Origin of the sequence: Methylobacterium sp. WL7 (genome assembly GCF_008040085.1) — a bacterium.
GTDB lineage: Bacteria > Pseudomonadota > Alphaproteobacteria > Rhizobiales > Beijerinckiaceae > Methylobacterium > Methylobacterium mesophilicum.
Window position 1 is genome coordinate 1 of sequence record NZ_VRVG01000258.1, and the last position, 3013, is coordinate 3013.

The following is a 3013-nucleotide window of genomic DNA, read 5'->3' on the forward strand; positions in this document are numbered from 1 at the left end:
CGCCCCCACCGCGCCGAACACCCCGGCCGCCAACACGCCGGCCGGCGCCGCCGCGCAGACCGGTCCCCAGATCGTGACCGTGAAGTCCGAGCCGAGCCAGGCCGACTGGACCAAGGTCTGCGGCAAGGACCAGGGCTCCGGCACCGACATCTGCTACACGACGCGCGACTTCGTGTCCGACCAGGGCCAGCCCGTGCTGGCGGTGGCCGTCTACGAGATGAAGAACGCCGCACAGAAGCAGGAAGTGCGCGTGGTGCGCTACCTTCTGCCGCTCGGCCTGCTGCTGCAGCCGGGCATCCGCTTCAACGTCGACGGCCAGGCCGCGACCCCGGGCCGCTTCGCGGTCTGCTTCCCGAACGGCTGCTTCGCCGAGGCCGGCGGCGTCGATGCCGGCGTCGTCGCCGCGATGAAGAAGGGCACGACCCTCAACGTCTCGGTCCAGAACCAGACCCAGCGCGAAGTCACCTTCGCGGTGCCGCTGGCCGGCTTCGGCAAGGCCTTCGACGGCCCGGCCATCGACCCGAAGGTCCTGGAAGAGCAGCAGAAGAAGCTGCAGTCGGAGCTGGAGAAGCGCTCCGAGGACATGCGCAAGAAGCTCGAGCAGCAGGGCAGCGCCGCCCCGGCGGCCGGCGCCGCCCCCGCTCCGGCGGCGAAGTAACGCCGCAGCGGATCGCGATCGGGGCCGGACCGCGAGGGCCGGCCCCTTTTTCATGCGCGATCGCCGGCGCCGGGATTCGGGGGCTCCCAAAGGGCTCGCCCTTCGGGAGCCCGGACCTCGGAAGGACGGACTCGGCCGGCTCCTTCGAAGACCGTCGAAAAAAAATCAGTTCCGGACGCGGTCGCGCACGCGGTAGCCGCCGGCCGCGTCGCGCTCGAACATCTCGGCGATGCCGGCATGGCGCAGCGCCTCGCCGGAGGTGTCCGGCAGGAGGTTCTGCTCGGACACGTAGGCGACGTACTCGGTCTCGGCGTTCTCGGCGAGCAGGTGGTAGAACGGCTGGTCCTTGCGCGGCCGGACATCCTCGGGGATCGCCAGCCACCATTCCTCGGTGTTGTCGAACACCGGGTCGACGTCGAACACGATACCCCGGAACGGGTAGATCCTGTGACGCACCACGGCGCCGATCGCGAACTTCGCGGTTCTCAGTGTTACGTCCGTCATGACTCTGCCCGCCCAGAGCGGACAGATAGGACCGATGCCGAGGCGTGTCACCGGGCCGGTGTCATCTCCTGGTGACCGAGGTGTGATTCGGCAGGTCCCGGCTCCGGGATGCCGAGTTCGGCCGCGATCGCCCGGGCGGTGGCCTCGCGCCGGGCGGTGATCCCGGCCGCCGCCTCCCGGGCCTGCGCCAGGATCGCCGGCGGGGCGCCGCGCGGCGTGCCGCTGTCGAAGGGCGGCTCCGGGGCGTATTGCATGCCGAGCTGGATCAGCCGGGCGGCATCGTCGCCGCGCAACTCGGCCGCGAGCTGCAGCGCGCCGTCGATCCCCGCGGTGACCCCGGCGGCGAACAGCCAGGTGCGGCCGTCGGCATCGGGGTCGATCACCACCCGCGCGTCCACCGCCTCCGCCCCGAACCAGGGCAGCAGGTGGACCGCGTTCCAGTAGGTCGTCGCCCGCCGCCCGACCAGCAGCCCCGCCGCCCCGAGCAGCAGCGCGCCGGTGCAGACCGAGAAGACGTGGGAGGCGCCCGAGGCCTGGCTGCGGATCCAGCCGAGCACGGCGGCGTCGCGCATCAGCGCCTCCTGGCCCTGGCCGCCGGGGATGTGCAGCACGTCGAGGCGCGGCGCCTGCGCCAGGGTGGCGTCGGGGGTGATCCGGAGGCCGCGCAGGTCGCGCACCGGGTCCAGGCTCGGCCCGTAGATCCGGTAGGTCGCATTGGGGATCCGCGACAGGACCTCGAACGGCCCGGTGAGGTCGATCTGGTCGAGCCCCTCGAACAGGAGCGAACCGATCTGCAGATGGGTCTCGGGGGGAATCATGCGGGCCTCCGTGCTGGACAGGGAGACCCTACCGCGCCACGGTCTGGCCGAGATGCCAAAGACCCCTCGTTTCTCGCCAGATACCCCGCGCCCCGTGGAGCTGCTGGCCTTCCCGGCGGTGCAGCTCCTCGACGTCGCCGGGCCGCTCCAGGTCTTCGCCACGGCGAACGACCTGAGCGGCGGGCTCGCGCCCTACGCGCCGCGGGTGATCGCGGCCGGCGACGGGGCGCTCACCGCCTCGGCCGGCCTGCGGCTGGTGGCCGACCCGCTGCCGGAGCGCGGCGCGCCGGTGGACACCCTGATCGTCGCGGGCGGGCCCGGCGTCACGGCGGCCTGCGCCGACCCGGCGCTGGTGGCCTGGGCGCGGGACCGGGCCGGGCGGGCGCGCCGGGTCGCCTCGGTCTGCACGGGCGCGTTCCTGCTCGGGGCCACGGGATTCCTCGACGAGCGGCGGGCGGTGACCCACTGGAAGCATTGCGGTGCCCTGGCCCGGCGCTATCCGCTGGCCCGGGTCGAGCCCGACCCGATCTTCGTGCAGGACGGCCCGGTCTGGACCTCCGCGGGCGTCACCGCGGGGATCGACCTGGCGCTGGCCCTGGTCGAGGCCGATCTCGGCCGCGACCTCGCCCTGGCGGTGGCGCGCCACCTCGTGATGTTCCTGAAGCGCCCCGGCGGGCAGGCGCAGTTCAGCGCGGCCTTGGCCCTGCAGGCCGGGGAGGACCGCTTCGCCGCCCTGCACGCCTTCATCGCCCAAAACCTGTCGGGGGATCTGTCGCTCCCGGCCCTGGCGGAGGCCGCCGGGATGAGCGAACGCAGCCTGAGCCGGCACTACCGGGAGGCGACCGGCCTCACCCCGGCCAGGGCCGTGGAGCGCCTGCGGATCGAGGCGGCCCGGCGGGCGCTCGCCGAGACCGCGCAACCGGTGAAGCGCATCGCCCGGACCTGCGGCTTCGGCTCCGAGGAGACCCTGCGGCGCAGCTTCCTGCGGCACGTGGCGGCGACGCCGCAGGCGTATCGGGCGCGGTTCGGGGGG

General features: G+C 73.4%; 4 protein-coding genes. 2 read left to right on the plus strand and 2 right to left on the minus strand.

Annotated features, from left to right (window positions below; genetic code table 11):
• On the plus strand, positions 1 to 658 hold a 658-nt coding region (locus FV233_RS28870), incomplete at its 5' end, for an invasion associated locus B family protein (protein WP_246690132.1).
• 165 nt (positions 659 to 823) lie between these two features.
• Here the strand turns inward: FV233_RS28870 and hspQ are convergent.
• Positions 824 to 1162, minus strand: coding sequence for a heat shock protein HspQ (gene hspQ, locus FV233_RS28875; protein WP_147857737.1), 339 nt, complete (start codon positions 1160 to 1162; stop codon positions 824 to 826).
• A 47-nt stretch (positions 1163 to 1209) separates the two neighbouring features.
• The gene (locus tag FV233_RS28880) at positions 1210 to 1980 is read right to left on the minus strand and encodes a DJ-1/PfpI family protein (protein WP_147899577.1); all 771 of its coding nucleotides are present in this window, start codon (positions 1978 to 1980) and stop codon (positions 1210 to 1212) included.
• A 52-nt stretch (positions 1981 to 2032) separates the two neighbouring features.
• Here FV233_RS28880 and FV233_RS28885 point away from each other — a divergent pair.
• The coding region (locus FV233_RS28885; protein ID WP_147899578.1) for a helix-turn-helix domain-containing protein at positions 2033 to 3013 on the plus strand (981 nt) is incomplete at its 3' end.